Source organism: Haloarcula rubra, assembly GCF_019599465.1.
GTDB classification, from domain to species: domain Archaea; phylum Halobacteriota; class Halobacteria; order Halobacteriales; family Haloarculaceae; genus Haloarcula; species Haloarcula rubra.
Window position 1 is genome coordinate 83,264 of record NZ_RKLR01000009.1, and the last position, 26,944, is coordinate 110,207.

Consider the following 26,944-nt stretch of genomic DNA (forward strand, 5'->3'; position numbering starts at 1 on the left):
GAGCCATGTGGTCAAGATACTTTGTGACCGCAGCCGACAGCCTGAATGATGATTAGACGACTCCTCCACGACTTCGGCTACGTGGTCGCACACGTTCTCTTCCTCGGCGCGAAGACGCCAGAATCGATCGTCAAACGACTCCGCATTGCGTACCGTCTGGTCGGCGTCCGAATCGTCGAGACACCGGAGATTGATTCGGTCGAGCGGACGATCTTTCTCTGCCCATACCGAAATCTGGGTGCGAGCTGGTTCGGGGAGAAGTGGATCTGTCACGACATCCTCGATCGCGTCGACGACGGATACGTGACGTACCTCCGACGGCACAAAGGAATCGACTACCAGCGCCCCCGCGGGTGTACCGACCTCGCATACTGCGACGAATCCGAATACTGCTACTCGGAGGTTTCCGAGCTGGAGTAGGTGCCCGATGGATCAGAGCCCTCTCCGCGAGCGGATCACCGACCAGTTCTCCTACCGCGGCGAACGAGCCGACATCTGGCGGGCGTTCGACCTCCTGCTCGACACTGACGCGTTCCTCAACCTCGGCTACTCCGAGTGGTACCAGCCACACGTCGTCGGATCGAGTCAGCGCCGCCTCGTCACGGAAGTCGGAGCGAGGCTCGCGTCGCACCTGCCCGCCACGGATGGCGTTCGCCTCCTCGATGTTGGCTGTGGCCGGGGCGGTCCGGCGATCCATCTTGCCGATCAGTTCGGTTTCCGCGTTACCGGACTGGACCTCGTTCCGTACAACATCGAGCGAGCAACCGAGAACGCACGCAGGAAGCACGTCAAGCCCGAGTTCGTCGTCGGTGACGCAACACAGCTCCCGTTCATGACAGATTCGTTCACCGCGTGTACAGCCATCGACGCGCTCGTTTATCTCCCCAACCGGAACAGTGTCTTTACCGCGGTTGCAGATATCATCGAATCAGCGGGGGTTTTCGTTCTCTCCGACCTCATGGTGCAGTCCGACGTGAGCGAGACGGAACGAGCGTTCGTTGATTCGTTTGCAGCGACGTGGGATATGCCGTCAGTCGGCACTGTCGAGCAATACAACGCCGCGCTCGACGATGCGGGATTCGAACTCGAAGCGGTCGAAGACATCACGCGACACAGTGTCGGGCAGTTCCGGAAGTGGACGACGCTGTACCTCCAACTCCTCAGGACTCCGGTTCGCTCGCTTCTCGAACGACTGTTGCGAGCGTACGACCTCGATCCATCGGCCATCACCGAGCAGGTAAGGGCTGCCCATCACGCGCTGCCGTTCCTCCAGCACGGCATCCTCGTTGCAAAGACGTGATCTCGTCATCGCCACTTACACAAGCTGAGAGAGTTGCGAGGCCTCGCTCGGCGTTTGAGCGTTCCACGGACGATTGGAACAAGCTGTGGGATGTTCTCCAGTCGCGTGTAATCGACGAGTTCGAATCGCTCGTCGTCCCGGAATATCTCGTGGGTGTTGCGATTCAGGTGACAACCGCCAGCGACGGTATGCCACGCTGGAGCGAGTACGTCGTGTGCGACACCGATAGCACCATCTCCGCGGACGTGTTCGAGGAACCGGAACTCGCCGCCCGGCTTCAGTACCCGTGCAACCTCGGAGAGCGCAGTATCGAAATCGGGGATGGTGCAGAACACGAGTGATGCGATGACGACATCGAACGAGTCGTCCGCGAACGGGAGTGTTTCCGCTCCGGCACTCTCTATCTCGATATCGAGTCCCAGTTCGCGTGCTCGTTCGACTGCTTGCCGGCGCATGTGGGGGTCTGGCTCAATCGCGAACAGCGTGAGATCGTCACCATCAGTAGCGGCTTCTGCGAAGTACGGAAACATCGCGCCCGTCCCCGTACCGAGGTCCAGAACCCTTCCGGCGAGCTCGTCCACGAGGTAGCGTCGATGGTCGGCAAGTACCGATAGCTCCGCCGGCTTCATCACCGGATCGTACAGTCTTGCGAATATCGGATGAGATGGGTCAGTCATCTGTTTTCCTCCCGTTCATTTTCTGATATATTTCTTGCATGTTTTGACTCAGTTCCATGTCCATGTGTTGCGTACCACTGCGACTCGGGCCACTGGAAACCGCCTTCACGGTAGACATCGAAAACGCCCCGCTCGATGTCGTCTCGTATGATGTCAGCGGTCGTCTCGTCGACGCTCACGAAGTGACACAGCGGGTGGCCCGGATATGCGACTGCATTTTCAAGGACCCCCACGACGAGGCCAGTCGACGGCGCACGAACGACTTCGACTTCGTCTTTGAAGTGATCAGAAATCGTGAACAGCGGTTCGCCATCTTCAACGAGGGGGTGTGGGCCCCACTTCATCTCGACGAGCCCACCAGTGTCGGCGCGGAGCCACGTCTTCTCACCATCACGGGCGATGACGCGTGTCCAGCCGGGCCAGGAAACCGGTTGGTTGGGAAGCACCTCGTGTTCGGCGAGGACGCTCGCGACGCAGTGGAGCGCTCGGTCGAGGTGCGCGGTCTGGAATCGATGGGCGCGCCCCATCTCGACCGTGACCGTGGGGATACCGTCCTGACAGGCCACGCGTCGGAGTGTCCCTCCTGAACCCTCGCCGTCGAGGATGACGCTCGTGCCGAACGCGCGGGCGAGTCGTTCGACAGCGGGGTCGTTCATGTCGGCGCGGACGTGATACATTGTCGTTCGGTTGCGCGTCGACGTGTGGAAGTCGAGACCGAAGTCACACTTCGAAACGAATTCCTCGTAGATGGCGTTGGCGAGTCGTTTTGCGGTCGTACTCCGTGAGTTGCCGGGGAACGAGCGATTGAGATCTTCGTCGTAGATGGGGATATAGCGCTGTTGGGCGAGAAAGCCTGGTACGTTCAACACGTGCAGGCAGACGAGCGCTCCGTGAATGTCCTCGGGAGCGTAGTGGCCCGCGACTTCCTGGATTATTTTGATGCCGTTGAGTTCGTCGCCGTGAACTGCTGCAGTCAGAAAGCCTGTGGGTCCAGATCGTGTGCCGTTGATGACCGTGACCGGAATCTCAATCGGATCGTCGTTAAATGTCGTTCCGACGGCGTACCGGAACTGAACCTTCCTGCCTGAAGGGACCGCGCGGCCCCCCACTTCGAGCGACTGGTGGCTGTCGACAGTCATGGATCATCTCTCCGTGAGGTGTTGGTGCGTTCCTGTGGTTTTTGTCGCTGGCTCGGACGACCGATGAATCTGGGAACTGACTCACGGTACGTTTCGTACGCTTCTCCGTACTGTTCGCTGAGCCACGGTTCCTCTGCGAGCGGTGCAAGCAGGAACCAAGCGATACCGGGCAGGGCGAGTACCGCCGTCATCCAGGACCCAGCGAGAACCGCCCCGCCGACGAGCATCGCGATGTAGCTGACGTACTGTGGATTCCGAGAATACTGATATGGTCCAGCGGTGTTCAACTGCCCTTCGAGACCGGCACTCTCGTGGAACCCGAGCCGCCACACAGCCCAGAGTGAGACGGTGGCACCGGCCAAGAGCAACAGGAGACTGGTCATCTGAATCAGTATTGATGGCCGGTACCAACTCCACAAGTCGAGATACGCAACACCGAACAGACTGCCGCCGTAGACGACCCAGGCAGTCCAGCTGAGCCAGAACGTCCAGTTGCGGGTGCCGTGGGGCCAGAACCGGTGAGACTGGCTCTGGATACTCACGAGGAGCCCACCGAGAAGTATCCCTCCAGATAGGAGTCCCAGGCCGAATAGCGATGTCATGATGGCGGGCATGGTTGTACTAGTAGGCTACGCAGCCACCGAGAGATCGACGTTCCGCAGTCTGCGCGCATTAATCGCGACGATGATCGTCGATAGCGACATGAACACGGCACCGATCGCCGGTGAGAGGAGGATACCGATGGGCGCAAGTATCCCCGCTGCCAGGGGGAGGGCGAATACGTTGTACCCGGTCGCCCAGACGAGGTTCTCCTGCATCTTCCGGTAGCTCGCCTTCGACAGCCGGATGAGGCGGACGACATCCAGGGGGTTGTTGTCGACGAGAATGATGTCGCCTGACTCGATGGCCACGTCCGTCCCCGAGCCGATGGCGATGCCCACGTCGGCGCGGGTGAGCGCGGGGGCGTCGTTGACGCCGTCACCGACCATCGCGACCAGCTTCCCCTCTGACTGGAGCTGTTCGACTTTCGTGTCCTTCTCCTCAGGCAGGACCTCCGCGAAGTACTGGTCGATGCCGAGTTCCTCGGAGACAGCCTTCGCGACGTCCTCGGAGTCACCAGTCAACATCGCCACCTCGATATCCATCCCGTGTAGCGCCTCGATAGCCTGCCGGCTCTCTTCGCGGATGACGTCCGCGAGGGCGAATGCTGCGACAACTTCGGATTCGTCGTGAACCAGGTAGATAACCGTCTCTGCGTTCGAGCCAGCTTCCTCCGCGAAGGCAGCGATGTCGTCAGATCGTTCGATACCGAATTTCTCAATCAGGTTCGGTCCACCGATATGAACCGTCTCGCCGTCCACGGTGGCTCTGACGCCGAGACCGCGGAAATTCTCGAAGTTCGAAACGCTCGCTCGCTGGATGTCCCGTTCCTGGGCGGCGTCCCGGATGGCGCGAGCGATCATGTGCTCGGAGTCACTCTCGACACCAGCGGCGACTTCGAACGCTCTCTCTTCACTCCAGTCACTTGCCGTCTCGACACCGACGACGCCCTGTTCGCCCTTCGTGAGTGTCCCGGTCTTGTCGAACATCACCGTGTCCAGATTACGGGATTCCTCCATGGCAATGCGGTCGCGGATGAGCATCCCGTTCTGCGCAGCTGTGGAGGTGTTGATCGCGACGACGAGGGGAACAGCGAGCCCGAGCGCATGGGGGCATGCGATGACGAGGACCGTCACGACGCGTTCGAGGACTGCAATGTTGAATCCGACCGCGACGACCCACGCGACGGCCGTGATAGCAGCGACAGCGAGTGCAACGTAGAACAGCCAGCCTGCGGCCCGGTCGGCCAAGAGTTGCGTCCGTGATTTCGACTGTTGGGCTTCCTCGACCAACCGCATGATACCCGCTAGCGCTGTTTCGTCGCCGGTCTTCGTGATGCGGACCCGGAGGCTCCCGTCCTGATTGACCGTGCCAGCGACGACTTCAGATTCGGGTTCCTTGCCCACAGGGCGGGACTCGCCAGTGATCATCGACTCGTCGACCGAGGACTCGCCCTCGACGACCTCACCGTCTGCAGGAACTGACGCGCCCGGCCGAACGAGAACAACGTCGCCTTCGCCAAGTGTGGAGACGGGGACCTCTTCCGTATCCCCGCTTTCAGTGACGAGTTCTGCAGTATCGGGCATAAGCTTCGCGAGCTCGTCGAGCGCGCCGGAGGCTGCCCGGACCGACCGCATCTCCACCCAGTGGCCCAACAGCATGATGTCAATCAGCGTCACGAGTTCCCAGAAGAACGGCGTCGTCCCCTCGAGGAACAGACTCGCAACCGAATAGACGAACGCGACGGTAATCGCCAGCGAGATGAGCATCATCATCCCTGGCTCGCGAGTCTTCAGTTCGGTACGTGCCATCGAGAGGAACGGCACGCCACCGTACGCGAAGACGATCACCGCGAGAACCGGCGTGATCCAGACGCTGCCGGGGAACGACGGCGCAGTGTACCCGAAGACATCCTGGATGAACTCGCTGAAGAAGATGACTGGTAGTGAGAGTACGAGCGACACCCAGAACCGCCGCCGAAACATCTGCTCGTGACCAGTGTGATCCGTGTGTCCGCTATGATCGTCGTGTCCGTCCTCGTCGACGTCTGCACCGTGATCGTGCCCGTCGTGAATAGGCTCTGTCTCTGCAGAAGGTGGCGATTCAGTGTCGGCGTGATGGTGACCGTGTTCGGCGTCGTGATCGTGCTGTGCGTGTTCCTCCGTGGAGTCGGATTCAGTACGAGCCTCGTCCCCTGTCGCGTGAGCATCGTGTTCTGGGGAATGTGAGTGCTGCTCGGATGTCGCACGAGCCGTTGGACGCGCTTCTTCGTCTGCGTGTAACTGGCAGACTCGGCAGCAGTAGACGGGGCCGTCGGTCTGGGGAGATGTCTGAGAATCCGATGCGGATGTATCGGATTTCTCGTGATTTGGATTGTTGCTCATTTATTGTGTATTGGTGCCGTCCCCCATGATTTAGTCCTGCCCCCGACATCGCGAAGGAGGTCAAGAAGATCCGGAGTCGAAGGAACGGCTGGGCCTCCGGTGACGACGGTTCGGTGGTTCTCAGGCGTGTGCCGTATATCCAGCGTCTTCGATGGCCTGGACGAGTGCCGTGACGTCAGCGTCGCCGTCAACGTCCGCCTGCCCGGACTCGTGATCGGCGCTCGCATCAGTTACGCCGCTAACCTCTCGAAGCGCATCTTCGACAGTCTGTTCACAGTGCCCACAACTCATCCCTTCGACGGTGATGGTCTGACTCATATCCAATAATGAATAGGGGCTGTTGTTCTATGTGGTTTTCTGCTTAGAATCCAAAGTTTGATAGGCCATAGATCGGTGGTGTCGAAGGCATTTCGTGGGCAACAATAATGTATTCTGCGAGCCGAGACATCGGTATGCGCAACTTAGATGAAACCGACCTAGAAATTCTCTCGTTACTAGCTGACAATGCTCGCCGCCCATTCAGCGATATTGGTGAGGAGGTCGGTCTTTCGGGGCCTGCCGTTTCCGATCGAGTCAAACGATTACAGGAGGCGGATGTCATCAACAACTTCACGATCGATGTCAATCGAGCCCATCTCCGGGCCGGTGTTCCAGTGTTTATCCAAGCCGAGATCGGCCCGGGAGTACTGGAGGCAGCCCGTACCCAGGTTCGCGAGTCAGACGGCGTCGAACACGTCTTTACGACATCTGAAGGGGATCTTTGGTTCTACGCCCGCGTCGAAGCACAGAACATTCGTCGGTGGGTGAATGGACTCTTCGACGAGATCGAGATAGCAGAGTATACAGTCACACTCGTCGACGACATCGAATGGACGCCATCGGTCGATGGCGTCGAATTCGCGCTCACGTGTGCTGAGTGTAACAATACCGTCGATAATGAGGGGGAGACGACGCGAATCGACGGCGAGATCTACCATTTCTGCTGTCCATCCTGTCTTGCACGGTTCGAGGACCGATACCAGCGATTAGAAGAAGGCGCATAACGGGCCTTTGGAATCCTAATTTTGTTGGGGCTCATACCCGGGCTCTCGTAACAACAAATCGTCTAAACATGGACCCCGTATAGTAAAACCAGCATGACAAGCCGAACAACCCATCTCGATATCACAGGGATGACCTGCGCCAACTGTTCGGCGACAGTTGGCGACGCGCTAGAGTCCCTCGACGGCGTCGTCGAGGCGAACGCGAACTTCGCCACCGACGAGGGGTCCGTCGAGTACGATCCTGGCGAGGTAACGCTCGAAGAGATATACAAGGCGATCGAAGATGCCGGGTACGGGGCGGTGTCTGACACGGTGACTATCGGCATCTCCGATATGACCTGTGCCAACTGTGTACAGACCAATGAGACTGCCCTAGAGAACACACCCGGTGTCATCGCGGCCGAGGCGAACTTCGCCACCGACGAAGCCCAGGTCCGGTACAACCCCGCGGACACGTCGCTGGATGCACTCTACGATGCCATCGAGAGCGCGGGCTACTCGCCCGTCCGAGAGGACGGCGACGACAGCGACTCTGGCGAGGACGCGCGCGACGCCGCGCGACAGGCTGAAATCCGTAAGCAGCTTCGACTGACCCTGTTTGGTGCGGTGCTGTCGGCACCTCTCCTCTTTTTCCTCGCCGAGAAGTTCCTCCTCGGCGGTGGCGTCCTCCCGGAGACCATTCTCGGAATCGAGTTCGGCTGGGCAGAGTTCCTGCTGGCGACGCCCGTCCAGCTGGTGCTCGGTTGGCCGTTCTACAAGAACTCGTACAATGCGCTGGTGAACAACAAGCGCGCCAACATGGACGTCCTGATCGCGCTGGGCTCGACCACTGCGTACGTCTACTCTGTCGCAGTCCTCTCAGGGCTCATCGCGGGCGGCCTGTACTTCGACACCGCCGCGCTCATCCTCGTGTTCATCACCCTCGGGAACTACCTTGAAGCCCGCTCGAAGGGCCAAGCCGGCGAGGCGCTCCGCAAGCTGCTGGAGATGGAGGCCGAGACGGCCACCGTCGTCGATGAGGCCGGCAACGAGGAGGAGATCCCACTTGAGGACGTCGAGGTCGGCGATCGGATGAAGGTTCGGCCTGGCGAGCAGATTCCGACCGACGGGGTCGTCGTCGATGGCCAGTCAGCGGTCGACGAGTCGATGGTCACCGGCGAGTCTGTCCCCGTCGAGAAGAGCGAGGGTGACGAGGTCGTCGGCTCGACTATCAACGAGAACGGCGTGCTCGTCGTGGAGGCGACGAAGGTCGGGAAGGACACGGCGCTTCAGCAGATCGTTCAGACGGTCAAGGACGCCCAGTCGCGCCAGCCCGACATCCAGAACCTCGCCGACCGCATCTCGGCGTATTTCGTGCCGGCAGTCATCGCCAACGCCGTTCTCTGGGGTGTCGTCTGGTACTTGTTCCCCGGAGCGCTCGCGAGCTTCGTCGAGTGGCTCCCGCTGTGGGGTGCCGTGGCAGGTGGACCTGCAATCGCTGGAGGGACCGTCACCGTCTTCGAGTTCTCGATCATCGTGTTCGCGTCGGCCGTACTGATCGCCTGTCCCTGTGCGCTGGGCCTTGCGACGCCTGCCGCGACGATGGTCGGGACGACTATCGGTGCACAGAACGGCGTCCTGTTCAAGGGCGGTGACATCCTCGAACGAGCGAAGGACGTCGACACGGTCGTCTTCGACAAGACAGGGACGTTGACGAAAGGCGAAATGGAGCTCACCGACATCGTCGTGTTCGACGGTGACGGACAGCCTCTCACGGATGGCGGCGATACTGCTGCAGATGGTGGCCAACTGACCGCTCGTGACCGTCTCGGTGAGGAGGATGTCCTGCGGCTCGCGGCCACGGCCGAACATGCGAGCGAACACCCGCTCGCCCGTGCCATTGTCGACGGCGCCGAAGAACGGGGGATCGACGTGAGCGACCCGGACCACTTCGAGAACGTCCCCGGCCACGGCATCAGAGCGACTGTCGGCAACAGTGAGGTCCTGGTCGGGAATCGGAAGCTCCTCCGTGACAACGATATCGACCCCTCGCCCGCGCAGGACACGATGGAGCGCCTCGAGAACGAGGGGAAGACGGCAATGCTCGTCGCCTACGAGGGCGAACTCGTGGGTGTGGTCGCCGATGCCGACACAATCAAAGAGAGCGCGAAGGACGCTATAAGTCAGCTCCAAGAACGTGGTGTCGACGTGATGATGATCACCGGCGACAACGAGCGGACCGCCCGCGCGGTCGCCGAGCAGGTCGGCATCGCTCCCGAGAACGTCCGCGCGGGGGTTCTCCCCGAGGACAAATCCGATGCCGTCGAGAGCATTCAGGACGAAGGCCGGAAGGCGATGATGGTGGGCGACGGCGTCAACGATGCGCCCGCCCTCGCCGTCGCGTACGTGGGGACGGCCATCGGCTCGGGGACGGACGTGGCCATTGAGGCGGCGGACGTGACGCTGATGCGCGACGACCCCCTCGACGTCGTGAAGGCCATCCGCATCTCGGACGCGACGCTCGCGAAGATCAAGCAGAACCTCGTCTGGGCGCTCGGGTACAACACCGCGATGATCCCGCTGGCGTCGCTGGGCCTACTCCAACCGGTGCTCGCTGCCGGTGCGATGGCGTTCTCCAGCGTGTCGGTGCTGTCGAACAGCCTGCTGTTCCGACGGTACACCCCCGATCACGACTACAAACTGCTCGGGAAACTGCGCTGAATACCAAAGCCACTTGATCCATGTCCTCTATTTCCCGCCGCAAGGTGCACGCGTACCTCGTCGAGACGGCCGATACTGAGCCCACGTACCTTCGGGCTCGGGATATCGCTAGCGACCTCGACGGATCGCCGAAAGCCGTCGCACAGTATCTGAGCCAGCTCCAGGACGACCTCACCGACGTGTCGCTCGAACAGTGGGGACGCTCGAAGAGCACGACGTGGCGACTGGAGGTGAGCGAGTCGTGAGCACCGTCACTCGCCGCGTCGAAACCGCCCTCCCCGCCACTGGAACTCGGGAGTGGTGGGTCCTGTATCTGCTCGCCCCGGTCGTTCTCGTCGGTGCAGCACTCCTCGCATTCCCGACGCTCGTCTACGACCGATTCGTTTGGCAGTACCTCTGGGGTCCGGTCGTCGCCGACGCTGCCGGCCAGCCAGTCACGCACGAGGGAATACGGGCCGTCCGCGGATACAACGCCGTGAACACGGTGACGTACCTCGCGGCCGTCGTGTACAGTCTCCCCGGGCTCCGAGCGTATCTCGACTCCCTCGATGTCACGTACGACGCTCGACTCGCGTACGGGTTCGCGCCAATCATCGTTGCTGGCGGAGCGATGCGCGCCCTCGAGGATATCGGCCTGCTCGGTGACTACGCCGTGCTGTTCATCACGCCGTCGATCTACTTCGTCGTCACCGCCGTCACCGTCCTCTCACTCGGCGTCGGCGCACTCGCGCGTAACCGGAATATCGGGTCCATCCCGTCGATAGTCGGTCTCGTTGGAACGGTCTGGGCGATTGGTGCCGTCGGGTGGGCGCTCTGGCACGGGCTCTCGACGTCGGCTCCACTCCGCGTGTGGGTGCCGGTCGCGACGACGGGGATCGCCCTCGGTATGACCGCGCTCTACTACTGGGGAGCGAGCGTCGTCGATGTCGCACACCTTCGACACCCGTTGTTCCTGCTGGCCGTCTTCGGCCAGATGTGGGATGCGGCGCAGAATCTCATCGGCGTCACGTTCCTCGGCTATTCACCCAAGCTGGTTGTGACGAATCTCGTGTACCAGGCGACCGGATTCTCGGGGTCGACGTTCGTCCTCAAACTCCTCGTGACTGGCGGTATCGTGTGGTACCTCGCGGACGCGAAAGACGAAATGAACCACACCTGGTGGTGGCTCATGACGTTCTTCATCGGAGCGATTGGGCTCCCGATGGGCGTCCGTGGATCGCTTCGGATGATGCTCGGAGTCTGACAATGGAGACGATGAACACAAACGGTACGACACGACAGTACGGCGCGGCAATCGCACTCGTCTCGGGAGTCTACTCGCTGCTCTCCGCGACAGGTGGCACCGGGATGATGGGCTCGAACAGCGGGCTCCTCATGGCGCTTCTCGGCGTCGTCGTGGTCGTCCACGGCGTCGTTCTGCTGACGCCCTATGCGGATCGGCTCGGGAACGCGAGTGGTCCCCTGATGATCGGCTACTCGCTCGTGATGTTGCTCAACCAGGCGCTGGTCGGCGTCACCGGGAGTGTGAACTGGGGAATGGGTAGCGGGATGGGGTCCGGTATGAACGGCGGGATGAGCGGTGGCATGGGCTCGTCGATGACTGCCGGGATGGGCTGGGACCTCGGAATGGTCGCGCTCGCAGTCCTGATGTTGATCAGCGGCGTGATTATGGCGAATCGGCGAAACAACAGCTCAGGGATGTGATTTGGCGAGACGAATGACGTCCGCACCTACAGCGACCACGAATCGGCTGCCCAGCTACCTTGCCCCACTCCCCCGGCGCGTTGAGGACCTCGCACTTCGGTACGCGTGGGTCATCGTCGCGATTAATCTGGCCGGGACTGCGTTCGGGTTCTGGTACTACCGCTTCCAGCTGGCCCAAACCCCGATAGTGATGTGGCCGTTCGTCCCCGACAGCCCCACCGCGACGCTGTTCATCGCGCTTAGTCTCACCTCGTGGAAACTGGACTACGACGTCGAGTGGCTCCATATGCTCGCGTTCTACGGCAACATCAAACTCGGTCTCTGGACGCCGTTCGTCCAGCTGGTTCTCAACGGACCGGGCGGTATCGAACCCTGGCTCTACTGGTTCCTCATCGTAAGCCATCTCGCGATGAGTCTGCAGTCGTTCCTGATCTATCGCTACGCCGAGTTCTCGGTCGGTGCGGTCGCCGTCACCACCGTCTGGTACGGCCTCAACGACATCGTGGACTACTTCGCGCCGCTCGTCGGGGAGTTCCACCACACGTTCCTGCGGGCCGAACTCGTCAACGGCGCACTCGATCACTCGATGCGAGCGCACGACCTCGCGGCGGCCGCGGCCGTGACGCTGACGCTCGCCGCGACGTTTCTCGCACTAGCGACACGGGTGAAGAAGCTCGAAACAACTGAGGAGTCCTCCGCACGAGGGGTGCGCCGATGAACGGCTGTTCACGACGGTCGGTACTTCGCCGGAGCGGGAGTATGCTAGCAGTCGGGGCAACCGCGATTGCTGGCTGTCTCGGAGGTAGCGGCCCGTCGGGTCCGACGGTCACGATGACGGGCGACCTCCGATTCGATCCGGCTGACGTCGCAATCGACCCCGGTCAGCAGGTTACGTGGGTGAACGAGAGTGGAGTCCCCCATACCGCATCGGCATACGGAGAAGGGATTCCCGACGAGGCGTCGTACTTCGCAAGCGGCGGCTACGAGTCCGAGCAGGCCGTCCGGCAGAGTACGTCAGCGAAAGGGTTTCTCGAACGAGGCGAAACCTACAGTTACACGTTCGACGTCACGGGGACGTACCAGTATTTCTGCCTGCCACACGAGGAAAGCGGGATGGTCGGACGTGTCATCGTCGAATGACCACGAGAGTCGACCTCACTCGATCACTGACGGTGGGTCGATGGGTATCCCGGCATTCCATCAGCTATCCATAGCCAGAGCCCCAGTACCGTGACGACGGTCTGCCCGAGTACATACGGGGTCGGAGACACCAGCGCGAGCAGATCTCCGATCGTCTCGACGTGGTGATAGTCAGTTACGACCGGCCAAAACAGAAACAGTAGCGTCTCCTCGGGGACGAACAGGTAATCCACGAGGTCCGCAGCGAGGTGTGATCCATATCCGAGCGCGTACGCCGCGCCGACCTCCCACCGGTCTCTGTGTTTCGTGACGTAGAATACAATCAGGACGACGAGTGCCGCGGCGAACACCGAGTGCGCGACCGACCGACTCGGGAGCGATGGAAGGACAAACGCGAGTGGTTTGTCGACGAGATCCGGGAGCAACGCACCTCCGAACAGGGCGATGATCGGGACATCGTCACATCGGTCAGTAGAACCACCAGAAATGCCTCGGTAAACGAGATACGCGACTGCAGCGTGGACCCAAAAGAGCACACTCGACAATACTGTCCAGGTTACGTAAACCGTTCACGCACTGCTGCCCCGTCAGCATCACACGCCATCGATTTCGGAGCGAATAGTCTCACGCTCGAAGTAGAGGATTTCCAGTCCCAGGAGGACGACCGTCACAACGAGAACCACACTGAAGACGGCGGGTTCCATCATGGCGAGGTGGTACACTAACGAAGGGAAGAACAGTACTGCACCCACCACGCCGACGGCGGGGAGGGTCCCTGTGCGAAGCCCCGCTCGATGCCTGAACGCGAGGAAACTCATCGACCCAAAGACGGTGATGAAGGCAAGCGACGCGAACGACGTGATTCCCTGAAGACTACCGTAGGCGGTGAACGCGGCCGTTATCAGGCCCAAGACGAGAAGTGTTCGCGTAGGAGCACCGTCGGCATCGGCATCTCCGATCCGGTCGGGAAGTAGGTCGTCTTCAAGCATTCCCGTCGCAAAGTGGGCCGCCGAGAACAGCGTGGCGTTGATCGCGCTCCCAGTCGAGAACAGTGCCGCCACGGAAATGAGGATGAACCCCATCTGCCCCATGAACGGTTCGGCCGCGATGGCGAGTGACACCTCGGGGTTCGCGGCGATCGTTTCGGGCCGAAGCAGACTCGTCGTGACGACTGCCACGAGGACGTACAGCCCAAGAGACGCGGGAATTGAGAAATAGATCGCCTGCGGGATGGTCGTCCGGGCGTTCCGAAGACTTCCCTCGTCGTAAAAGAGTAGCTGCCAACCCTGAAAGGCGACGAACGAGAGGGCGGCGGACATGAGCAACCCGCCCGTCGCAACGGAGGAGAACCCGGTCGTCAACTGTCCTGTCCGCGCTCCAAAATAGAACCCCCACACACCGAAAATGAGGAGAATCCCGACCTTTGCCGCGACGAGGAGCACCTCGGTCACGCCACTCGCCCGGGCGCCGAGGACGTTCAGCAGTACAAACCCCAGGACGCTGAGAACCGACACGACGGGGCGGAGTGGAACCCCGAGGGCTGTTTCGACGCCGAGAAGTTTCGTCGCGAAACTACCGAATGCGAACGCGTACATTCCCATCGACCCGATATAGCCGAACAGAAGCGTCCAGCCGACCATCCCAGCGACCGTCGTCGACTCACCGAACTCCTGTAAGAAACTGACCGAGCCGCCGGACACGTCGCCAAGCCGCTGGAGACGAACGTACGAGTAGCCAGCGCAGAACGCGACGACACCGCCGCCGGTAAAGGCGAGCCACGCCGCAGGCCCCGACATTTCCGCAACGACGCCAAGTACGGCGAAGATCCCACCTCCGATCATACCCCCGAGCGCAATCGAGACTGCACCGAGACGGCCCAGCTTCTCGCTCATCGTCTCTCCGTTGGGGTGCCATCTTTAGACGTCTTGTCGTTACGAATCCAAACCACCTCAGCCCGGGGAGTAGAAACCGTCTGCTTCCATGCTCAGGTTCGGAAGAGCGAGTAGAACCACGCTTCAGTGTCCGGATGGAGACCGTTATGGACTGTCCGGACCGCCGCAGCGATTGATACTGCGAAGATAGCGTGAAGAAGATGTGTCGGAACCCAGCCGACCACTACCGCACTCGCCCCGAGGACGGCAGCACAGAGCGCTCCAACGCCGATTCTGAAAAAGAACGGGCGCTGAATCACCAACACGGTGTCCCCGTAGAGCAGGATGTAACAAAGGAACGCAAGCCCACTAGCGACGACTGCCGAGAGTAACGAGAACAGGAGTGCCGTCATCGGGGGTCTCCCTCGGAATATCTAAGGCGCGGGTGAATGTATCCGAGTGCGCCGAGTACGGCCACGAGACTAAGGAGAGCACCGGTTTCCACTGCAGCGAGCAGACCATGCGGAAGCGGCGTGAGCATCCCGAGATGGGCGATCCCGAACAGTAACCCAACGAGCGGTACGCCAACGAGTAGGTGCCCATATATTCCCTCGTACTGGTGCCAGATAGCGGGCGTTTTGCTCACTGTGTACACGGTGCTCGCGAGAACGATACCCGTCACGAGAAGTTCACTGAAGGACGTGTGCATACGGCTATCCTCCCCCGCCAGCCACAAGTCAATTACTCCGCACCCGAAGTGGCGTATCCCTTGATTCCAAATTCCACTAGGGTTGTGACGCCGGTATCCAAAGGATCACAAACGAAATATCCCACAGATGTAGCCACAACCGCATTAGGAGAGGAGCCCCTAGATGTAGGCCACCAAGACAATGGACAGATCAGATTACGCGATCCTCTCGGTCATCGCCGTAATCACCGTCGCCATCGGCATCGTCACGACGACGAAACCGCTCGGGACGTTCGTCGTGGAGAGCACGAGGCAGGCCGCGACGACGACCGCCGCGATGGCGTGGATCACCTGGTGGGCGCTCGTCATCGGGTTCGCTATCGCCGGCGGCGTCGAGGCATGGGTCTCGACCCAGCAAATCTCGGAGCTGCTCGAAGGCCACGGACCCCGCTCCATCGGCCTCGCGACGTTCTTCGGGTTCGTCTCCTCGTCGTGTTCGTACTCGGCGATCGCCACGGCGAAGAACCTCTACAAGAAGGGGGCGTCCGCGGCGGCGGCGCTGGCGGCGTTCCAGTTCGCCTCGACGAATCTCGTCATCGAAATCGGCATCGTCATCTGGCTGCTGCTGGGCTGGGAGTTTCTGCTGGCCGACGTGGTCGGTGGCCTGCTCCTCATCGGCCTGATGTCGGTTGGCTTCGTCTACGTCGTCCCCGACAAGATCCTCGACGAAGCACGCGAGAACGTCACCGACGACGAGGGCATCACTGTCCAAGACCCGGTCTGTGGAATGGAGGTCGACCCTGAGGAAACCGACTACTCCATCGAGCACGAGGGCCAGACGTATTACTTCTGCTCGCAGTCCTGCAAGGACTCCTTCGACCCGGAGGAAGCGAACACGTCGATTCCGGAAAAGGCGACCTCGTGGTCGGGGTGGAAATCGCTCGCGGACAAACAGTGGAAGGAGTGGGCGATGCTGTGGGACGAGATCGCCATCGGGTTCATCTTCGCCGGCCTCATCGCCGGGTTCATCCCCGAGTCGGTCTGGACGAGCGTCTTCTCCGGAGCCGTATTCGGTTTGCCGGTGTACGTCCTCTGGACGGCCGCGCTGGGTGCGATCATCGGCGTCGTCACCTTCGTCTGCTCGGTCGGGAACGTCCCGTTCGGGACCGTCCTCTGGACGCGCGGGCTCCCCTTCGGCTCGGTGCTCTCGTACATCTTCGCGGACCTCATCGTTCCGCCGATCATGAAAGCCTACGACGAGTACTACGGGACGACCTTCGCGGCGGTACTCAGTCTGATGATCTTCGTCACCGCCGTTATCGCCGGGTTCGTGGTTCACTTCCTGTTCCTGGGCCTGGGCCTCATCCCGTCGCGGGCCTCCGCGCAGATCGCCGAAGTGTCCATCGAGCTCAACTACAAGCTCGTGTTGAACGTCCTCGCGACGGCGTTCTTCGCGTTCCTCTACTGGCTCCACAACCAGGATTCGGTGGCTGGTGGGGAACGCGGTGACGAGAGACATGCGGCAATGACGGACTGACGGGTATCTACCTTCTCACGTAGTTCACAATATGAATTTCGTCTATCAATAATTCGACGACACAGACAAGGAACATCTACGGTGTCGGGCAATTAATCCCTGACTCCCTTTCACTGCCCAACCACAGTTTCGATACGAATACCATTCATTCCAGAGCGGTCTCGTCGAAGTCATGGGTCTTTGAGATCGTCACTGCTGCTACGAGACTCAGCCACGAGATCGCGCCACTGCTCCCAGCGGGGGATAAACATCGGCACTTTGCGCTGATAAGTGCGGTAGTCCTCACCGAATGTATCGATCATATCACGCTCTTCTCTCCGTGCAAGCCACGTAAAAATCACAACGACGAGCGGAAATAGAGCGACAGAGAAGATTGTCGGCCAGTGAATGATGCCCTCGCCAAACAGAGCGATGAACAGACCGGTGTATTGTGGATGGCGGACGTACCTGTAAAGCCCGTCTGTGACCAGTCGGTCGTCCTGTCGGGCACGATAGACTTGTCGCCATCCCTGAGCAAACAGGCCGATGCCGACAAACGCCACAGCGTAGCCGAGGAGCATTGATACGAACATACCCGTTTCGCCAAACCCGATCAGTGTAGACCAGAGATTGGTACTGACGTACTCGCGGTCCAGACCGAAAAACCGGACCAGCAGATAGATCGTCAGTGGAAACCCGTACATCTCCGCATATAATGCGATGATGAACGCCTGTACCACTCCTGCGCCGACCCACTCCCGCCAGCTGTCAGGAGCGAAGTACCGATAGAAGAACCAAGAAACGACGACAATGAAGATAATCGCGAGGCCCCAAGCACCGGGATTCGTAATAGTGGTATCTATTGATGACACGCTTACTTACCCGAGTAGATACTGAGTCCAGGGATGCCGTTCGACAAGCGGCACTCCACCAACCTCGTACTGTTCAATGTACGCGTCAAGGCCGAGTATCCGTCCCGCACCGAACGCGGCGACTGAGAGGAACACGAGCATGTACGCGAAATCACCGTTGATGTAGCCATGTGTGACATCCCAGTTGCCGAAATAGAACATGAGCATCATAAATGCCCCCCAGAACGCAGCGAGCCGAGTGAGGGCACCGAACAACAACCCGAGGCCGATAAGCAGCTCTCCCCACGGTACTGCAACGTTCACGAAGTCAACAAACCACGGCGTGTTCCCCATCGCGACGAACAGATCAGCGAGTGGACTCCCGCTATTCGGAACGGCCCCGGTGAGATATCCACCGGCAGTAAAACTCCCCGAGAGGACCTTGTCGAGACCACTCTGGAAGAACGCCAGTCCCATCATCAACCGAAGCGCGAAGATAAACCAGACACTCAACGTGTGTAGTCGACCGCTTGCGGTGAACCCCCCGATCGTACTTTCTAATTGGACTTCTTGAGATGCCATATCGTGCTAATTCCCGGGAAGGTGTTATAAAATCGCGGTGGGATCTCGCCATACCGGAATAGAGAGCCCTTTTCGGGGTGATCTCTCCGATATCGTCATACTGGCTGAATAGTATCGTATTCCCAGGCGTCTGTGACGGCGGCATACGTCTGCTTGATTACAGCCGGGTTGGAGAAGATCCGAGCAGCCACCCGTGGATGCCCCAAGAAGCGACGAAGAACCGCCCGTGGGGATCGATCGATGTCTTCGATGTCGATTCCAGACACCACTTGGACGGCATCACCGAGAACGGTCATCTGACGCGTCTCGACGAGGTGCCGCATAATCCGGGCGAGCAGGTACTCCCCTTTCATCGTCCGATAGAGTCGGTCTGGATACTCCTGAAGGCTTCCCTCCGCCGTCAACTTGGCTGCGAGATACGACGACTGAATTGCTTGCGAGATCCCCTTCCCGGTCAGCCGATTCGCGAGTCCAGCCGCATCCCCGACACGAACGACGGGCCACTCAGGTAGATAGGTCAGCGCAGGATCGAGATTCGGTCCTTCGGGGATGATAGCGATATTCGTCTGACTCCGAGATGGTATCGGCCAGCCGTTTCGTTCGCACGCCGCCTCAAATTCGGCTATGTAATCGGCTGGGCGTTCGCTCTCAGTCCACCCGATGCCGATGTTTGCCCGCTCGGGCGATTTCGAGAACGCCCACGCGTACCCGGTATAGCCCTCAAGAACGATCTGGCTATTCGGGTAGAGATCTGAAAAGTCGCCCTCCACGTCAGCATTGAGGGCGATCATCCGACCCGCGTACTCGTCCGTTCTCCCTCGAACTTTGCTGGTAATCGACGGTTGGCCAGTCGCGTCGACCAAGAGGTCGTATTTATCGGCCAACGTCCGGAACTCCGCCTTCGTGATCTGGTGGTTCTCGTGAATCGAAACGCCCTTTTCAGCGAGGCGTTCGGACCATCGTCGTTCAACGATGTTTCGGTCGGTGATGTACGTATCGGAGGCCGGGAATCTCCCACTCCCGGTGTGCTGTCTGCTGGATGTCGTTCCGTCGTAGATATCCACACGTAACTCCGGAAGAGCATTGACGAACCCATTCGCCGACATCGAACGGAGTGGAATCTTCGAGACGGCCGTCATCGCTTCCCCACAGTTGACTCGTTTGTCGTCGTACGACTGACGTTCGAAAAGGTCTACTTCGAAACCTCGCTTGGAAAAGCCTTCAGCAGCGGCGAGACCGCCGACTGCTCCACCGAGTACTGCCACGCGTTGGATTCGCGGTAACGGTTCAGACGACTGCTGTGAGCGAGAGTGGAAACTTTCAGATCGTGAAGTGGTTGTCTCTAATACCATTTGTCACTCAGGATAGTTGCCCCTTATTCGTCCTCGGTGAGCAGTCGGCGGAGTACTAGATGCAGGATTCCGCCGTTCTCAACGTATCGAACGGCTGCGGGCGTCCCAACTTGTGCCGTGACCGGGAACTCGACTCTCGAGCCGTCGTCCCGCTCTGCGACGACGGTCAACTCGTCGTTCACGTCTAGGCCGTCGTCCAATCCACGAATCTCAATCCGCTCCGACCCGTCGAGACCGAGGGATTCCCACGAGTCATCGTCAGCGAACTGCAGCGGGAGGACACCCATGCCGACGAGGTTGTCACGGAAGATGCGCTCGTAGCTCTCCGCGATGGTTGCGCGAACGCCCAAGAGGTCAGTCCCTTTTGCGGCCCAATCGCGGCTCGACCCGGTGCCGAGTTCTTCGCCGGCGAACACCACCAGCGGCGTAGTATCTTCCCGATAGCGGCGGCTCGCCTCGAAGACGGTCGTCTGCTCGCCCGTCGGCTGGTGAATCGTGTAGCCGCCCTCGACGTCGTCGAGCATCTCGTTCTCGATGCGAACGTTGGCGAAGGTGCCGCGCATCATCACCTCGTGGTTGCCCCGGCGGGCACCGTAGGTGTTGAACTCGTGAGGTTCGACACCCTGATCGACGAGCCACTCCCCGGCCGGTAGCTCGCGAGAGAACGGTCCCGCTGGGCTGATGTGGTCGGTCGTGACCGTGTCACCAAGCAACATGAGCGTCCGAGCATCCTCGATATCCGCGACGCCCGGTTGCTCCAGCGGGAAGTCCTTGAAGAATGGCGGTTCGCGGATGTACGTCGAAGAATCGTCCCACTCGTAGACGTCACCGGTCGGCGCGTCGAGTGCCTCCCACCGTTCGTCACCCTCGAACACTTCGGCGTACTTCTCCTCGAACATCGAAGCGTCCACGCTCTCATGGATCGCCGTGTGGATTTCGTCGGCGTCCGGCCAGATGTCGGCGAGGTAGACCGGGTCCCCGTTATCGTCCGTCCCGAGTGGGTCCGTTTCGAGGTCGATGTCCATCCGACCGGCCAGCCCGTAAGCGACCACGAGCGGCGGACTGGCGAGGTAGTTCGCTCTGACCTTCGGGTGGATGCGCGCCTCGAAGTTCCGATTGCCCGAGAGGACGCTCGCCGTCCAGAGGTCCTCGGCGTCGATGGCGCGCTCGATGGGTTCGGGGAGTGGCCCGGCGTTTCCGATGCAGGTCGTACAGCCGTAGCCGACGACGTTGTAGCCGAGGTCTTCGAGATACGGCAGTAATCCCGAGGCTTCGAGGTATTCGGTGACGACGCGGCTCCCGGGCGCGAGGCTAGTCTTGACGTACTCGGGGACATCCAGGCCGTACTCGACGGCGTTGCGGGCGAGCAGGCCTGCGGCGAGCATTACCGAGGGGTTCGACGTGTTCGTACAGCTGGTGATGGCGCTGACGACGACGCTCCCATGCCTGATTTCGGTTGTCTCGCCGTCGAGGTCGACGTCGACCGTGTCGTTTAGTTCGCCCACGTCCGGTTCCGGGAGGTCGGCGTCGGGGCGGTCAGCGGCGACGCTGCTCTCGCCCAGCCAGCGGGTGAGTGCGTCCTCGTCGATGTCGTCGAGTTCGTCTTCGAACTCGCCGTGGACCAGCCCCCGGAAGTGGGTCTTCATATCGTCCATCGGGACACGGTCCTGGGGACGCTTTGGTCCCGCGAGACTCGGCGTGATCGTCGAGAGATCGAGCTCGACCGTCTCCGTGTACTCCGGATTCTGTTCGCCGAACAGTCCCTGGGCGTCGAGATATTCGCGAACGAGTTCGATGTGTTCCTCGTCACGACCCGTGAGTTCGAGGTAGTCCAGCGTCGCCTCGTCGACGCCGAACATCGAGATGGTCGAGCCCTGCTCGGGGGCCATGTTCGCGATAGTCGCCCGGTCGGGGACCGTGAGATTCGCCACGCCAGGACCGAAGAACTCGACGAAGCGATCGACGACGCCAACCTCGCGAAGCTGTTCGGTGACGTGAAGCACGAGGTCAGTCGCAGTTGCACCCTCGGGGAGTTCGCCGGTGAGGCGAACGCCGACGACTTCGGGAAGCTTCATCGTGATGGGCTGGCCGAGCATCGCAGCCTCTGCCTCGATGCCGCCCACGCCCCAGCCGACGACGCCGATGCCGCCGATCATCGGCGTGTGGCTGTCAGTCCCGACGAGCGTGTCGGGGAGGAGCCAGTTCTCGCCGTCGCGCTCACGAGCGTGAACTACCTGGCCGAGATATTCGAGGTTTACCTGGTGGACGATGCCCGTCCCCGGTGGGACGACGCGGAAGTCGTCGAAGGCCTGCTGTGCCCACTTGAGGGCGCGATAGCGTTCGCCGTTGCGCTCGTACTCCAGCTCGACGTTCTTCTCGTAGGCATCCTCGGAGCCGAAATAGTCGACCTGGACGCTGTGGTCGATCACGAGGTCAATTGGAATCTCTGGCTCGACGATCGCGGGATCCTTGCCTTTCCGGTCAACCGCTGATCGGAGCGCAGCGAGGTCGACGACGGCAGGGACACCGGTGAGATCCTGAAGAACGACTCGTGAGGGAGTGAACGGGAGTTCGACGTCCGGCACGTCAGGTTGCCACGACGCGACGTTCCGAACGTCCTCGGCGGAGATCGTGTCGCCGTCGACGTTCCGGAGGACGGATTCGAGGAGGACACGGATGCTGACCGGGAGACGGTCCAGTTCACAGAGTCCCGCCTCTTCGAGGGCGGTGAGGTCCGCCATCCGATAGGCATCTCCGTCGAACTCGAACTCGCGTATCGCGTCGAAAGGATCGGTTTCGGCCATACCCTGAGCTACGGCGACCCGGCTCTTGAATCGTTTCCCGTGGGCGATCTGACGACTGGATCATCGCTCCCATGGATTTCGTCGGCCGTGGGGCGCTCCGGTCACAGAATCCGGTCGAGTGCATCTGTAATCGAGGGAGATTCGACGATTCGGAACCCTTGAACAGCCACGTCCGTCGGTTCGCCCGCCGGGACGATCAGCTCCCGTGCGCCGACTGCTCGCGCCGCGCGGGCTTTCGTCTCGATCCCGCCGACGGGGAGCAACGTGCCCTCGTCGTCGACGATCCCCGTGATGAGCGTCTCCTGTGAGAGTGACTCCTGACGGAAGCTGGCGACGAGTGCGACGGTGAGACCGGCCTCCCAGCTCTTCCCGCGGAGTGCGAGTACACCAGAGGCGGGGGGCTCGAACGTGACGTGCGTCGCCGTGTTGGTGAGCGACCCCCCTGTGAGACGTGTGGCCGTCTCCCTCGCCTCTCGGAGCGCGAGCTGGAGGTCGTGACGGATTTCGATCCCGTTCAGGTTCACGAACAGCTCACCCTCCCCGTCGGTGAACTCCACCTCGAACGGGACGATGAGACCGTCACCGAAGCTGTCGACCGCTGGAAGATAGTAGCGTGTTGTCGCGGGAAGCGTGGCCCCACCCGCAAGCGTCGCCAGCGACTGAAAACCCTCCCCCGCTCGCGTTAGACCGAGAACCACCCCAGCGCCGCCGACGCTCCCCAGGCCGAGTCCTGCGAGGAACCCCCGCCGTGACAGAATTGTCTCTTCCACCCGTCCTACAACGTCTCTTTCCGTATCGGACGGGCGAGAGACGGACGCGGAGTCATCGGTGGGCATAGCAGTATGGTGCGTGGCTACGCTGGGTTCCCGTGGTACCATGTAACAGGGGTGCAGTAATAAAGGCTCTTCGTGTACGCGTTTCGAACGGGTACGCCTATTTCGGTGCACGCTGACGTATAGACACTGTCTCGTCACCACTCATGACGCTCCAGTATCGGTCACTGGTCGGGCTCGTGGGCGTGAGCAGCGTCGTGACCGGGGTTGGCGTGTGGATCGCCTACCAGTTCGAACTTCTCTTGCTCGGAGTGACGACCGTCGCGACCTGGACACTTCTGGTCGGACTCGTCGAGGAGGCATTTGTCCGGTTCGTCCCATTGATACTTGTCTTCTACGGCTGGAGTTACTGGCGAGGCCAGCTCCTCTCGAAGACCGAGGGGTTGCTCGCGACCGTGGCTTCCGGGCTGACCGTTGCGCTCCTCGAACTCGTGCTCAAACTCGAGTACCTGTCGCGGCTGGAGGCGACAGTCCAGTTCGACTCGCTCGTGCTCCCGCTGGTGTTCGTTCACCTGCCGTTCGCGTTACTCGCCGGGCGGTTCGCGTACGCGCTCGGCGAGCGGATTCACGGCTCCGACGACATCGGGCTCCCATCACTCTCTCGGCGAACCCTGGCGGCACTCGTGCTCGGGTATCTCGCCCTCGCGTTCGCCCACGTCGGGTACAATCTGCTCATCTGAGAGCCGCTCGAACAGAGGGGAGTACTGCAAGACCGACGATCACCACACCCTGGACGAGGTGGGGATACTGCAACCGTTTCCCGAATCCGATGACGATCCCTTCGACGAGAACCCAGACGACGAGCGCGACCCCGACGGCGATGGCCGCCGGCCACGCCCATCGTTTTCGACGGTAGAGACCGTACACGACGACCAGTGGGAACACACCGAGGATACTGAAGAGGACAACCCCGGGGACCAGATAGCTCTCGAACGGGGAGCCAGCCAGAAGCGTCGGCGAGATTCCAATAAGCCGCCCCGAGGGAGCGAGGATGAACTGGCCGCCGCCGGCGAGTCCCGACACGCCGAGCACACCAATCGTCGCGATGAGTGCCCAGAGCGCGAGTGGTCGATCTTGGTGCTGTGTTGAAATACCCATCCGTCGACGCTCCTCCGTCCTGATGAGAAGTGCTTGCTACGGTGGGAAAGCTATGTGGGTCTACTGGCTGTCCTCTTCGTGGTCGTCGCCGAGTGCCGTCCGAATCATCCCGTTCAGCTCGTCGAGTTTCTCGCGGACGCGCTCGGGCTTGTCGGCCGGCGGCTCTTCGAGTGCGACCTGCTCGTGGGGGTCCGGCTCACCGACGATGACGCTACCGATCATCCCGAGGCTCTCGTGGGGCGTACAGTAGTAGTGGTAGACACCCTCGGTCTCGAAGGTGTGTTCGAACGTCGCACCCTGCTCGGAGACGATGCCGCTGTCCCACGTGGCTGCGCCGTCGGGGACGAGCTGGGGCTGGTCGTTGTCGGGGTGGTAGGCGGTCGTCGAGTGACTCCCACTCTCGTTGTTCCAGGTGACCGTTCCCCCGACGTTCACCCGCACGACGTGGGGCTCGAAGTGGTAGCCCCCGTCCTCGGTGATCATCCGCACCTCGGCCGTATCGGACGGTGCCCCGACTGCTTCGTCGTGGCCATCCTCGTCGTCGCTGTGACCGGACTCCGTGCCGCCGTCGTCGTGGCCACTCTCGGTCGGCGTTCCGTTCGTCGCTCCGCCGTCGTTGTTCTGCGTTCCAGTGCACCCGGCAAGCCCAACGACTGCCGCACCGCCAGTCAGCTGGAGCATCCGTCGACGCGTGAGTGAATCGGTCATGGCATCGGTCACCTTACAGGTGAACCTACACGGTCTGGGCATATAGTCCGGAAAGCAGATTTGCTGGGTCAGCAAATCGGCGTTCCTTTATATACTCACCCACAACAACACGGACTGTGAGTGAGGAGCGAGACATCTCGGGGATTCTCGAAATCCTTGACGACGACTATGCACGCGCGATCCTCGAGGCGACTCGCCGAAAACAGCTGTCCGCCAAGGAACTCAGCGAAGAGTGTGACATGTCAGTCTCGACAGTTTCCAGACGGGTCAACACGTTACTGGAGTACGATCTGCTTATCGAGCGAACGCACGTTGATCCCGACGGTCATCATTACAGCGAATACGAAGCCCAACTCGACCGCGTCGAGGTCCAGCTCCTCGAATCAGGATTCGACGTCCGTATCGAACTTCGAGAAGACGCGCCCGACAGATTTGCTCGGTTGTGGAACACAATGAGGACCGAATAACCATGCACCCCGGACTCATCGTCGCAAAGCTCGTCACAATGGTTCTGGGATTCGTGATCGCCTATCAGGCCTATCGAGGGTACCGACGTAGCAACAGTCAATCGATGCTGTACCTCGCGGTCGGGTTCGCCATTATCAGCTTCGGCGCGATCGTCGAAGGAATCTTGTTCGACGTGGTTGGCCTGACCTTACATAATGCGGGAACGGTGGCAACAACCATCGTCGCGATTGGTATGCTCACGATCCTCTACGCTCTATACGGACGTGACCCGCAGAAACTGGAGGACTGACTAATGGTGGATACGACAACAGCCGTTCTCGTGGCCGTCCGCCTGGCTGTCCTTGCCCTCGGTATTCTGATCACATACTACAGTTTCGAGGCGTATCGACGAACAGGGACGTACTATATGAGAAACGCTGCAGTTGGCTTTGGAATTATTACCCTCGGTGTGTTCATCGAAGGAGTACTGTTCGAGTTCGGGGGGCTTGATCTCGCCCTTGTCCACATCATCGAATCGGTCGCCATCGGTCTCGGATTCGTGGTTCTTCTCATCTCGCTTCGCCGGTAGCTCGAGCCACGGCTATACTCCTCGAATGGTCAATACTGGCTCGTCCGAGTTCCGAAGAACCCGTTCGGTCACACTTCCGATGATCCGTCGTGAAAGGCTGGACCGTCCGTGTGTTCCCATCACGACGAGGTCGATTCCGTGTTGATCGCAGTAATCTCCGATTGCCTGATGAGGAACACCGTGGGTGATCTCAGCAGCGACTGAAACACCGTCGGCAGTTGCCCGGGACTGGACATCTTCGAGGACAGTCTCTCCGTTTTGCTCCAGTACTTGCTGCAGTTCGTCCCACGTCCATCCCGGACGAGACGCGTAGGCACCTCTATCCACAACGTAGAGGGCATGAAGTGTCGCATCGTACGTCCGAGCCAAATCAAGAGCGTGCGTGACTGCCTCTCGTGCGGGCTTACTCCCGTCAGTCGGGACGAGAATAGTCTCAAAGCCTCCCCGCATTCCGGGTTCTGATAGCGCCTGTTTTGCTTTGACACTGAGCACGGGGATATCGACAGTACGGACGAGTCGGGTCGTTACACTGCCGAGCAGGACTCGGTCGAGACCGGTGTGTCCTCGGGTTCCCATACAGACGAGGTCGATCCCGGTATCGGTGATGTAGGAACGAATTTCACGCGCTGGAATGCCACGGCGAACCTCAGTTACTGCGTCGAGACCATGTTCTGCAGCTCGAGTTTCGATCTGCTTGGTGGCGGCATCGCCAGCCTCATACCACGTGTCTGGGAGTGTCTCCAGGTCGGTTTCCAGCGCAGTCAGTTCCAGCTTTCGCTCGATGGGCGAACTGTCGACGACGTGGAGCGCGTGGACAGTTGCGTCGTATCGGCGAGCGAGCTCAAGTCCGTATTGGATTGCGGGCTCGACGTTATCGCTGCCATCAGTCGGGATGAGGATGTCGGTATACATGGTTGG

At 60.6% G+C, this 26,944-nt stretch carries 32 protein-coding genes; 15 read left to right on the top strand and 17 right to left on the bottom strand.

The genetic code is table 11. The features are described 5' to 3' along the window. Positions 1-48 precede the first annotated feature (48 nt). Both EGH21_RS18135 and EGH21_RS18140 read left to right on the top strand, forming a co-directional pair. Complete coding sequence (locus EGH21_RS18135; RefSeq protein WP_220619836.1) at positions 49-420, top strand: hypothetical protein; 372 nt, start codon at positions 49-51, stop codon at positions 418-420. Between the two features lie 7 nt (positions 421-427). After that, entirely contained in the window at positions 428-1,300 is an 873-nt protein-coding gene (locus EGH21_RS18140; RefSeq protein ID WP_220619837.1) for a class I SAM-dependent methyltransferase, read from the top strand. A gap of 5 nt (positions 1,301-1,305) precedes the next feature. Here EGH21_RS18140 and EGH21_RS18145 read toward each other — a convergent pair whose 3' ends face one another. From EGH21_RS18145 to EGH21_RS18160, 4 genes are read right to left on the bottom strand one after another with little or no spacing between them, the layout of a single operon-like run. Next, positions 1,306-1,977 (bottom strand): class I SAM-dependent methyltransferase, encoded by a 672-nt coding sequence (locus EGH21_RS18145; RefSeq protein WP_220619838.1) that lies wholly within the window; start codon positions 1,975-1,977, stop codon positions 1,306-1,308. Continuing rightward, entirely contained in the window at positions 1,974-3,116 is a 1,143-nt protein-coding gene (locus EGH21_RS18150) for a succinylglutamate desuccinylase/aspartoacylase family protein (protein ID WP_220619839.1), read from the bottom strand. Before EGH21_RS18150 ends, EGH21_RS18145 begins: the two co-directional genes overlap by 4 nt. Beyond that, positions 3,113-3,730, bottom strand: coding sequence for a methyltransferase family protein (locus EGH21_RS18155; RefSeq protein WP_220619840.1), 618 nt, complete (start codon positions 3,728-3,730; stop codon positions 3,113-3,115). Before EGH21_RS18155 ends, EGH21_RS18150 begins: the two co-directional genes overlap by 4 nt. A gap of 15 nt (positions 3,731-3,745) precedes the next feature. After that, positions 3,746-5,701, bottom strand: a complete 1,956-nt coding sequence (locus EGH21_RS18160) for a copper-translocating P-type ATPase (RefSeq protein ID WP_236035652.1) — start codon at positions 5,699-5,701, stop codon at positions 3,746-3,748. A 33-nt stretch (positions 5,702-5,734) separates the two neighbouring features. On the opposite strand from EGH21_RS18160, the gene EGH21_RS24160 reads away from it, so the two are divergent. Continuing rightward, positions 5,735-5,944 carry a hypothetical protein gene (locus EGH21_RS24160; RefSeq protein ID WP_176329441.1) on the top strand — a complete coding sequence of 70 codons (210 nt, stop codon included), beginning with the start codon at positions 5,735-5,737 and terminating at the stop codon, positions 5,942-5,944. A gap of 276 nt (positions 5,945-6,220) precedes the next feature. Here EGH21_RS24160 and EGH21_RS18165 read toward each other — a convergent pair whose 3' ends face one another. Continuing rightward, positions 6,221-6,418 carry a heavy-metal-associated domain-containing protein gene (locus tag EGH21_RS18165; RefSeq protein ID WP_220619842.1) on the bottom strand — a complete coding sequence of 66 codons (198 nt, stop codon included), beginning with the start codon at positions 6,416-6,418 and terminating at the stop codon, positions 6,221-6,223. A gap of 134 nt (positions 6,419-6,552) precedes the next feature. Here EGH21_RS18165 and EGH21_RS18170 point away from each other — a divergent pair, with 134 nt between their 5' ends. The 7 genes from EGH21_RS18170 to EGH21_RS18200 all read left to right on the top strand — a co-directional run bounded on the left by EGH21_RS18170 (position 6,553) and on the right by EGH21_RS18200 (position 12,687). Further along, positions 6,553-7,143: an AsnC family transcriptional regulator gene (locus tag EGH21_RS18170; RefSeq protein ID WP_220619843.1), complete on the top strand. Its 591-nt coding sequence runs from the start codon at positions 6,553-6,555 to the stop codon at positions 7,141-7,143. 93 nt (positions 7,144-7,236) lie between these two features. After that, the gene (locus tag EGH21_RS18175; protein ID WP_220619844.1) at positions 7,237-9,843 is read left to right on the top strand and encodes a heavy metal translocating P-type ATPase; all 2,607 of its coding nucleotides are present in this window, start codon (positions 7,237-7,239) and stop codon (positions 9,841-9,843) included. A gap of 20 nt (positions 9,844-9,863) precedes the next feature. Then, the gene (locus tag EGH21_RS18180) at positions 9,864-10,088 is read left to right on the top strand and encodes a DUF7123 family protein (RefSeq protein ID WP_220619845.1); all 225 of its coding nucleotides are present in this window, start codon (positions 9,864-9,866) and stop codon (positions 10,086-10,088) included. Beyond that, positions 10,085-11,086, top strand: coding sequence for a DUF63 family protein (locus EGH21_RS18185; RefSeq protein ID WP_220619846.1), 1,002 nt, complete (start codon positions 10,085-10,087; stop codon positions 11,084-11,086). Before EGH21_RS18180 ends, EGH21_RS18185 begins: the two co-directional genes overlap by 4 nt. 11 nt (positions 11,087-11,097) lie before the next feature. Continuing rightward, positions 11,098-11,547: a hypothetical protein gene (locus tag EGH21_RS18190; RefSeq protein ID WP_220619847.1), complete on the top strand. Its 450-nt coding sequence runs from the start codon at positions 11,098-11,100 to the stop codon at positions 11,545-11,547. Positions 11,548-11,560: 13 nt separating this feature from the next. Then, complete coding sequence (locus EGH21_RS18195) at positions 11,561-12,265, top strand: DUF1405 domain-containing protein (protein WP_220619848.1); 705 nt, start codon at positions 11,561-11,563, stop codon at positions 12,263-12,265. 41 nt (positions 12,266-12,306) lie between these two features. Beyond that, the gene (locus EGH21_RS18200; protein ID WP_236035653.1) at positions 12,307-12,687 is read left to right on the top strand and encodes a plastocyanin/azurin family copper-binding protein; all 381 of its coding nucleotides are present in this window, start codon (positions 12,307-12,309) and stop codon (positions 12,685-12,687) included. A 23-nt stretch (positions 12,688-12,710) separates the two neighbouring features. Here EGH21_RS18200 and EGH21_RS18205 read toward each other — a convergent pair whose 3' ends face one another. The 4 genes from EGH21_RS18205 to EGH21_RS18220 all read right to left on the bottom strand — a co-directional run bounded on the left by EGH21_RS18205 (position 12,711) and on the right by EGH21_RS18220 (position 15,267). Then, a complete protein-coding gene (locus tag EGH21_RS18205) occupies positions 12,711-13,223 on the bottom strand; it encodes a metal-dependent hydrolase (protein ID WP_220619850.1) in 513 nt (170 codons plus the stop codon). A 57-nt stretch (positions 13,224-13,280) separates the two neighbouring features. Then, a complete protein-coding gene (locus EGH21_RS18210; RefSeq protein WP_220619851.1) occupies positions 13,281-14,579 on the bottom strand; it encodes an APC family permease in 1,299 nt (432 codons plus the stop codon). A 92-nt stretch (positions 14,580-14,671) separates the two neighbouring features. Then, entirely contained in the window at positions 14,672-14,971 is a 300-nt protein-coding gene (locus EGH21_RS18215) for a hypothetical protein (protein ID WP_220619852.1), read from the bottom strand. Next, positions 14,968-15,267: a hypothetical protein gene (locus EGH21_RS18220; protein WP_220619853.1), complete on the bottom strand. Its 300-nt coding sequence runs from the start codon at positions 15,265-15,267 to the stop codon at positions 14,968-14,970. Before EGH21_RS18220 ends, EGH21_RS18215 begins: the two co-directional genes overlap by 4 nt. Positions 15,268-15,448: 181 nt before the next feature. Here EGH21_RS18220 and EGH21_RS18225 point away from each other — a divergent pair, with 181 nt between their 5' ends. Beyond that, the gene (locus EGH21_RS18225) at positions 15,449-16,783 is read left to right on the top strand and encodes a permease (RefSeq protein ID WP_220619854.1); all 1,335 of its coding nucleotides are present in this window, start codon (positions 15,449-15,451) and stop codon (positions 16,781-16,783) included. Positions 16,784-16,953: 170 nt separating this feature from the next. Here the strand turns inward: EGH21_RS18225 and EGH21_RS24605 are convergent, their stop codons facing one another. The 5 genes from EGH21_RS24605 to EGH21_RS18250 form a co-directional block, all read right to left on the bottom strand. Beyond that, positions 16,954-17,634 (bottom strand): methyltransferase family protein, encoded by a 681-nt coding sequence (locus tag EGH21_RS24605; RefSeq protein WP_220619855.1) that lies wholly within the window; start codon positions 17,632-17,634, stop codon positions 16,954-16,956. Between the two features lie 6 nt (positions 17,635-17,640). Then, positions 17,641-18,195, bottom strand: a complete 555-nt coding sequence (locus EGH21_RS18235) for a DoxX family membrane protein (protein WP_220619856.1) — start codon at positions 18,193-18,195, stop codon at positions 17,641-17,643. A 95-nt stretch (positions 18,196-18,290) separates the two neighbouring features. Continuing rightward, positions 18,291-19,460 (bottom strand): NAD(P)/FAD-dependent oxidoreductase, encoded by a 1,170-nt coding sequence (locus tag EGH21_RS18240; RefSeq protein WP_236035655.1) that lies wholly within the window; start codon positions 19,458-19,460, stop codon positions 18,291-18,293. A gap of 110 nt (positions 19,461-19,570) precedes the next feature. Continuing rightward, the gene (gene acnA / locus EGH21_RS18245; RefSeq protein WP_220619857.1) at positions 19,571-22,351 is read right to left on the bottom strand and encodes an aconitate hydratase AcnA; all 2,781 of its coding nucleotides are present in this window, start codon (positions 22,349-22,351) and stop codon (positions 19,571-19,573) included. A 101-nt stretch (positions 22,352-22,452) separates the two neighbouring features. Continuing rightward, positions 22,453-23,121 (bottom strand): S16 family serine protease, encoded by a 669-nt coding sequence (locus tag EGH21_RS18250; protein ID WP_220619858.1) that lies wholly within the window; start codon positions 23,119-23,121, stop codon positions 22,453-22,455. 209 nt (positions 23,122-23,330) lie between these two features. Between EGH21_RS18250 and EGH21_RS18255 the strand changes: the two genes are divergently transcribed. Continuing rightward, a complete protein-coding gene (locus tag EGH21_RS18255) occupies positions 23,331-23,864 on the top strand; it encodes a hypothetical protein (protein ID WP_220619859.1) in 534 nt (177 codons plus the stop codon). Here EGH21_RS18255 and EGH21_RS18260 read toward each other — a convergent pair. Together EGH21_RS18260 and EGH21_RS18265 are read right to left on the bottom strand one after the other, a co-directional pair. Next, positions 23,857-24,282, bottom strand: coding sequence for a hypothetical protein (locus EGH21_RS18260; protein WP_220619860.1), 426 nt, complete (start codon positions 24,280-24,282; stop codon positions 23,857-23,859). The genes EGH21_RS18255 and EGH21_RS18260 overlap by 8 nt on opposite strands. A 60-nt stretch (positions 24,283-24,342) precedes the next feature. Continuing rightward, positions 24,343-24,990 carry a plastocyanin/azurin family copper-binding protein gene (locus EGH21_RS18265; protein ID WP_220619861.1) on the bottom strand — a complete coding sequence of 216 codons (648 nt, stop codon included), beginning with the start codon at positions 24,988-24,990 and terminating at the stop codon, positions 24,343-24,345. A gap of 116 nt (positions 24,991-25,106) precedes the next feature. On the opposite strand from EGH21_RS18265, the gene EGH21_RS18270 reads away from it, so the two are divergent. From EGH21_RS18270 to EGH21_RS18280, 3 genes are read left to right on the top strand one after another with little or no spacing between them, the layout of a single operon-like run. Further along, positions 25,107-25,457: an ArsR/SmtB family transcription factor gene (locus EGH21_RS18270; RefSeq protein ID WP_220619862.1), complete on the top strand. Its 351-nt coding sequence runs from the start codon at positions 25,107-25,109 to the stop codon at positions 25,455-25,457. Positions 25,458-25,459: 2 nt separating this feature from the next. Beyond that, positions 25,460-25,747, top strand: a complete 288-nt coding sequence (locus tag EGH21_RS18275) for a DUF7521 family protein (protein ID WP_049983676.1) — start codon at positions 25,460-25,462, stop codon at positions 25,745-25,747. A 3-nt stretch (positions 25,748-25,750) separates the two neighbouring features. Next, positions 25,751-26,026 carry a DUF7521 family protein gene (locus tag EGH21_RS18280; protein WP_115819528.1) on the top strand — a complete coding sequence of 92 codons (276 nt, stop codon included), beginning with the start codon at positions 25,751-25,753 and terminating at the stop codon, positions 26,024-26,026. A 12-nt stretch (positions 26,027-26,038) separates the two neighbouring features. Here EGH21_RS18280 and EGH21_RS18285 read toward each other — a convergent pair whose 3' ends face one another. Next, positions 26,039-26,938, bottom strand: a complete 900-nt coding sequence (locus EGH21_RS18285; RefSeq protein WP_115819529.1) for a universal stress protein — start codon at positions 26,936-26,938, stop codon at positions 26,039-26,041. Between the last annotated feature and the right edge of the window lie 6 nt (positions 26,939-26,944).

Bases quoted from the DNA above. Each gene is read 5' to 3' on its own strand.
- EGH21_RS18135 (WP_220619836.1), top strand. From the start codon at position 49: ATGATTAGACGACTCCTCCACGACTTCGGCTACGTGGTCGCACACGTT.
- EGH21_RS18140 (WP_220619837.1), top strand. From the start codon at position 428: ATGGATCAGAGCCCTCTCCGCGAGCGGATCACCGACCAGTTCTCCTAC.
- EGH21_RS18145 (WP_220619838.1), bottom strand. From the start codon at position 1,977: ATGACTGACCCATCTCATCCGATATTCGCAAGACTGTACGATCCGGTG.
- EGH21_RS18150 (WP_220619839.1), bottom strand. From the start codon at position 3,116: ATGACTGTCGACAGCCACCAGTCGCTCGAAGTGGGGGGCCGCGCGGTC.
- EGH21_RS18155 (WP_220619840.1), bottom strand. From the start codon at position 3,730: ATGCCCGCCATCATGACATCGCTATTCGGCCTGGGACTCCTATCTGGA.
- EGH21_RS18160 (WP_236035652.1), bottom strand. From the start codon at position 5,701: ATGTTTCGGCGGCGGTTCTGGGTGTCGCTCGTACTCTCACTACCAGTC.
- EGH21_RS24160 (WP_176329441.1), top strand. From the start codon at position 5,735: ATGATCGTCGTGTCCGTCCTCGTCGACGTCTGCACCGTGATCGTGCCC.
- EGH21_RS18165 (WP_220619842.1), bottom strand. From the start codon at position 6,418: ATGAGTCAGACCATCACCGTCGAAGGGATGAGTTGTGGGCACTGTGAA.
- EGH21_RS18170 (WP_220619843.1), top strand. From the start codon at position 6,553: ATGCGCAACTTAGATGAAACCGACCTAGAAATTCTCTCGTTACTAGCT.
- EGH21_RS18175 (WP_220619844.1), top strand. From the start codon at position 7,237: ATGACAAGCCGAACAACCCATCTCGATATCACAGGGATGACCTGCGCC.
- EGH21_RS18180 (WP_220619845.1), top strand. From the start codon at position 9,864: ATGTCCTCTATTTCCCGCCGCAAGGTGCACGCGTACCTCGTCGAGACG.
- EGH21_RS18190 (WP_220619847.1), top strand. From the start codon at position 11,098: ATGAACACAAACGGTACGACACGACAGTACGGCGCGGCAATCGCACTC.
- EGH21_RS18195 (WP_220619848.1), top strand. From the start codon at position 11,561: ATGACGTCCGCACCTACAGCGACCACGAATCGGCTGCCCAGCTACCTT.
- EGH21_RS18200 (WP_236035653.1), top strand. From the start codon at position 12,307: ATGCTAGCAGTCGGGGCAACCGCGATTGCTGGCTGTCTCGGAGGTAGC.
- EGH21_RS18210 (WP_220619851.1), bottom strand. From the start codon at position 14,579: ATGAGCGAGAAGCTGGGCCGTCTCGGTGCAGTCTCGATTGCGCTCGGG.
- EGH21_RS18215 (WP_220619852.1), bottom strand. From the start codon at position 14,971: ATGACGGCACTCCTGTTCTCGTTACTCTCGGCAGTCGTCGCTAGTGGG.
- EGH21_RS18220 (WP_220619853.1), bottom strand. From the start codon at position 15,267: ATGCACACGTCCTTCAGTGAACTTCTCGTGACGGGTATCGTTCTCGCG.
- EGH21_RS18225 (WP_220619854.1), top strand. From the start codon at position 15,449: ATGGACAGATCAGATTACGCGATCCTCTCGGTCATCGCCGTAATCACC.
- EGH21_RS18235 (WP_220619856.1), bottom strand. From the start codon at position 18,195: ATGGCATCTCAAGAAGTCCAATTAGAAAGTACGATCGGGGGGTTCACC.
- acnA (WP_220619857.1), bottom strand. From the start codon at position 22,351: ATGGCCGAAACCGATCCTTTCGACGCGATACGCGAGTTCGAGTTCGAC.
- EGH21_RS18255 (WP_220619859.1), top strand. From the start codon at position 23,331: ATGACGCTCCAGTATCGGTCACTGGTCGGGCTCGTGGGCGTGAGCAGC.
- EGH21_RS18260 (WP_220619860.1), bottom strand. From the start codon at position 24,282: ATGGGTATTTCAACACAGCACCAAGATCGACCACTCGCGCTCTGGGCA.
- EGH21_RS18265 (WP_220619861.1), bottom strand. From the start codon at position 24,990: ATGACCGATTCACTCACGCGTCGACGGATGCTCCAGCTGACTGGCGGT.
- EGH21_RS18275 (WP_049983676.1), top strand. From the start codon at position 25,460: ATGCACCCCGGACTCATCGTCGCAAAGCTCGTCACAATGGTTCTGGGA.
- EGH21_RS18280 (WP_115819528.1), top strand. From the start codon at position 25,751: ATGGTGGATACGACAACAGCCGTTCTCGTGGCCGTCCGCCTGGCTGTC.
- EGH21_RS18285 (WP_115819529.1), bottom strand. From the start codon at position 26,938: ATGTATACCGACATCCTCATCCCGACTGATGGCAGCGATAACGTCGAG.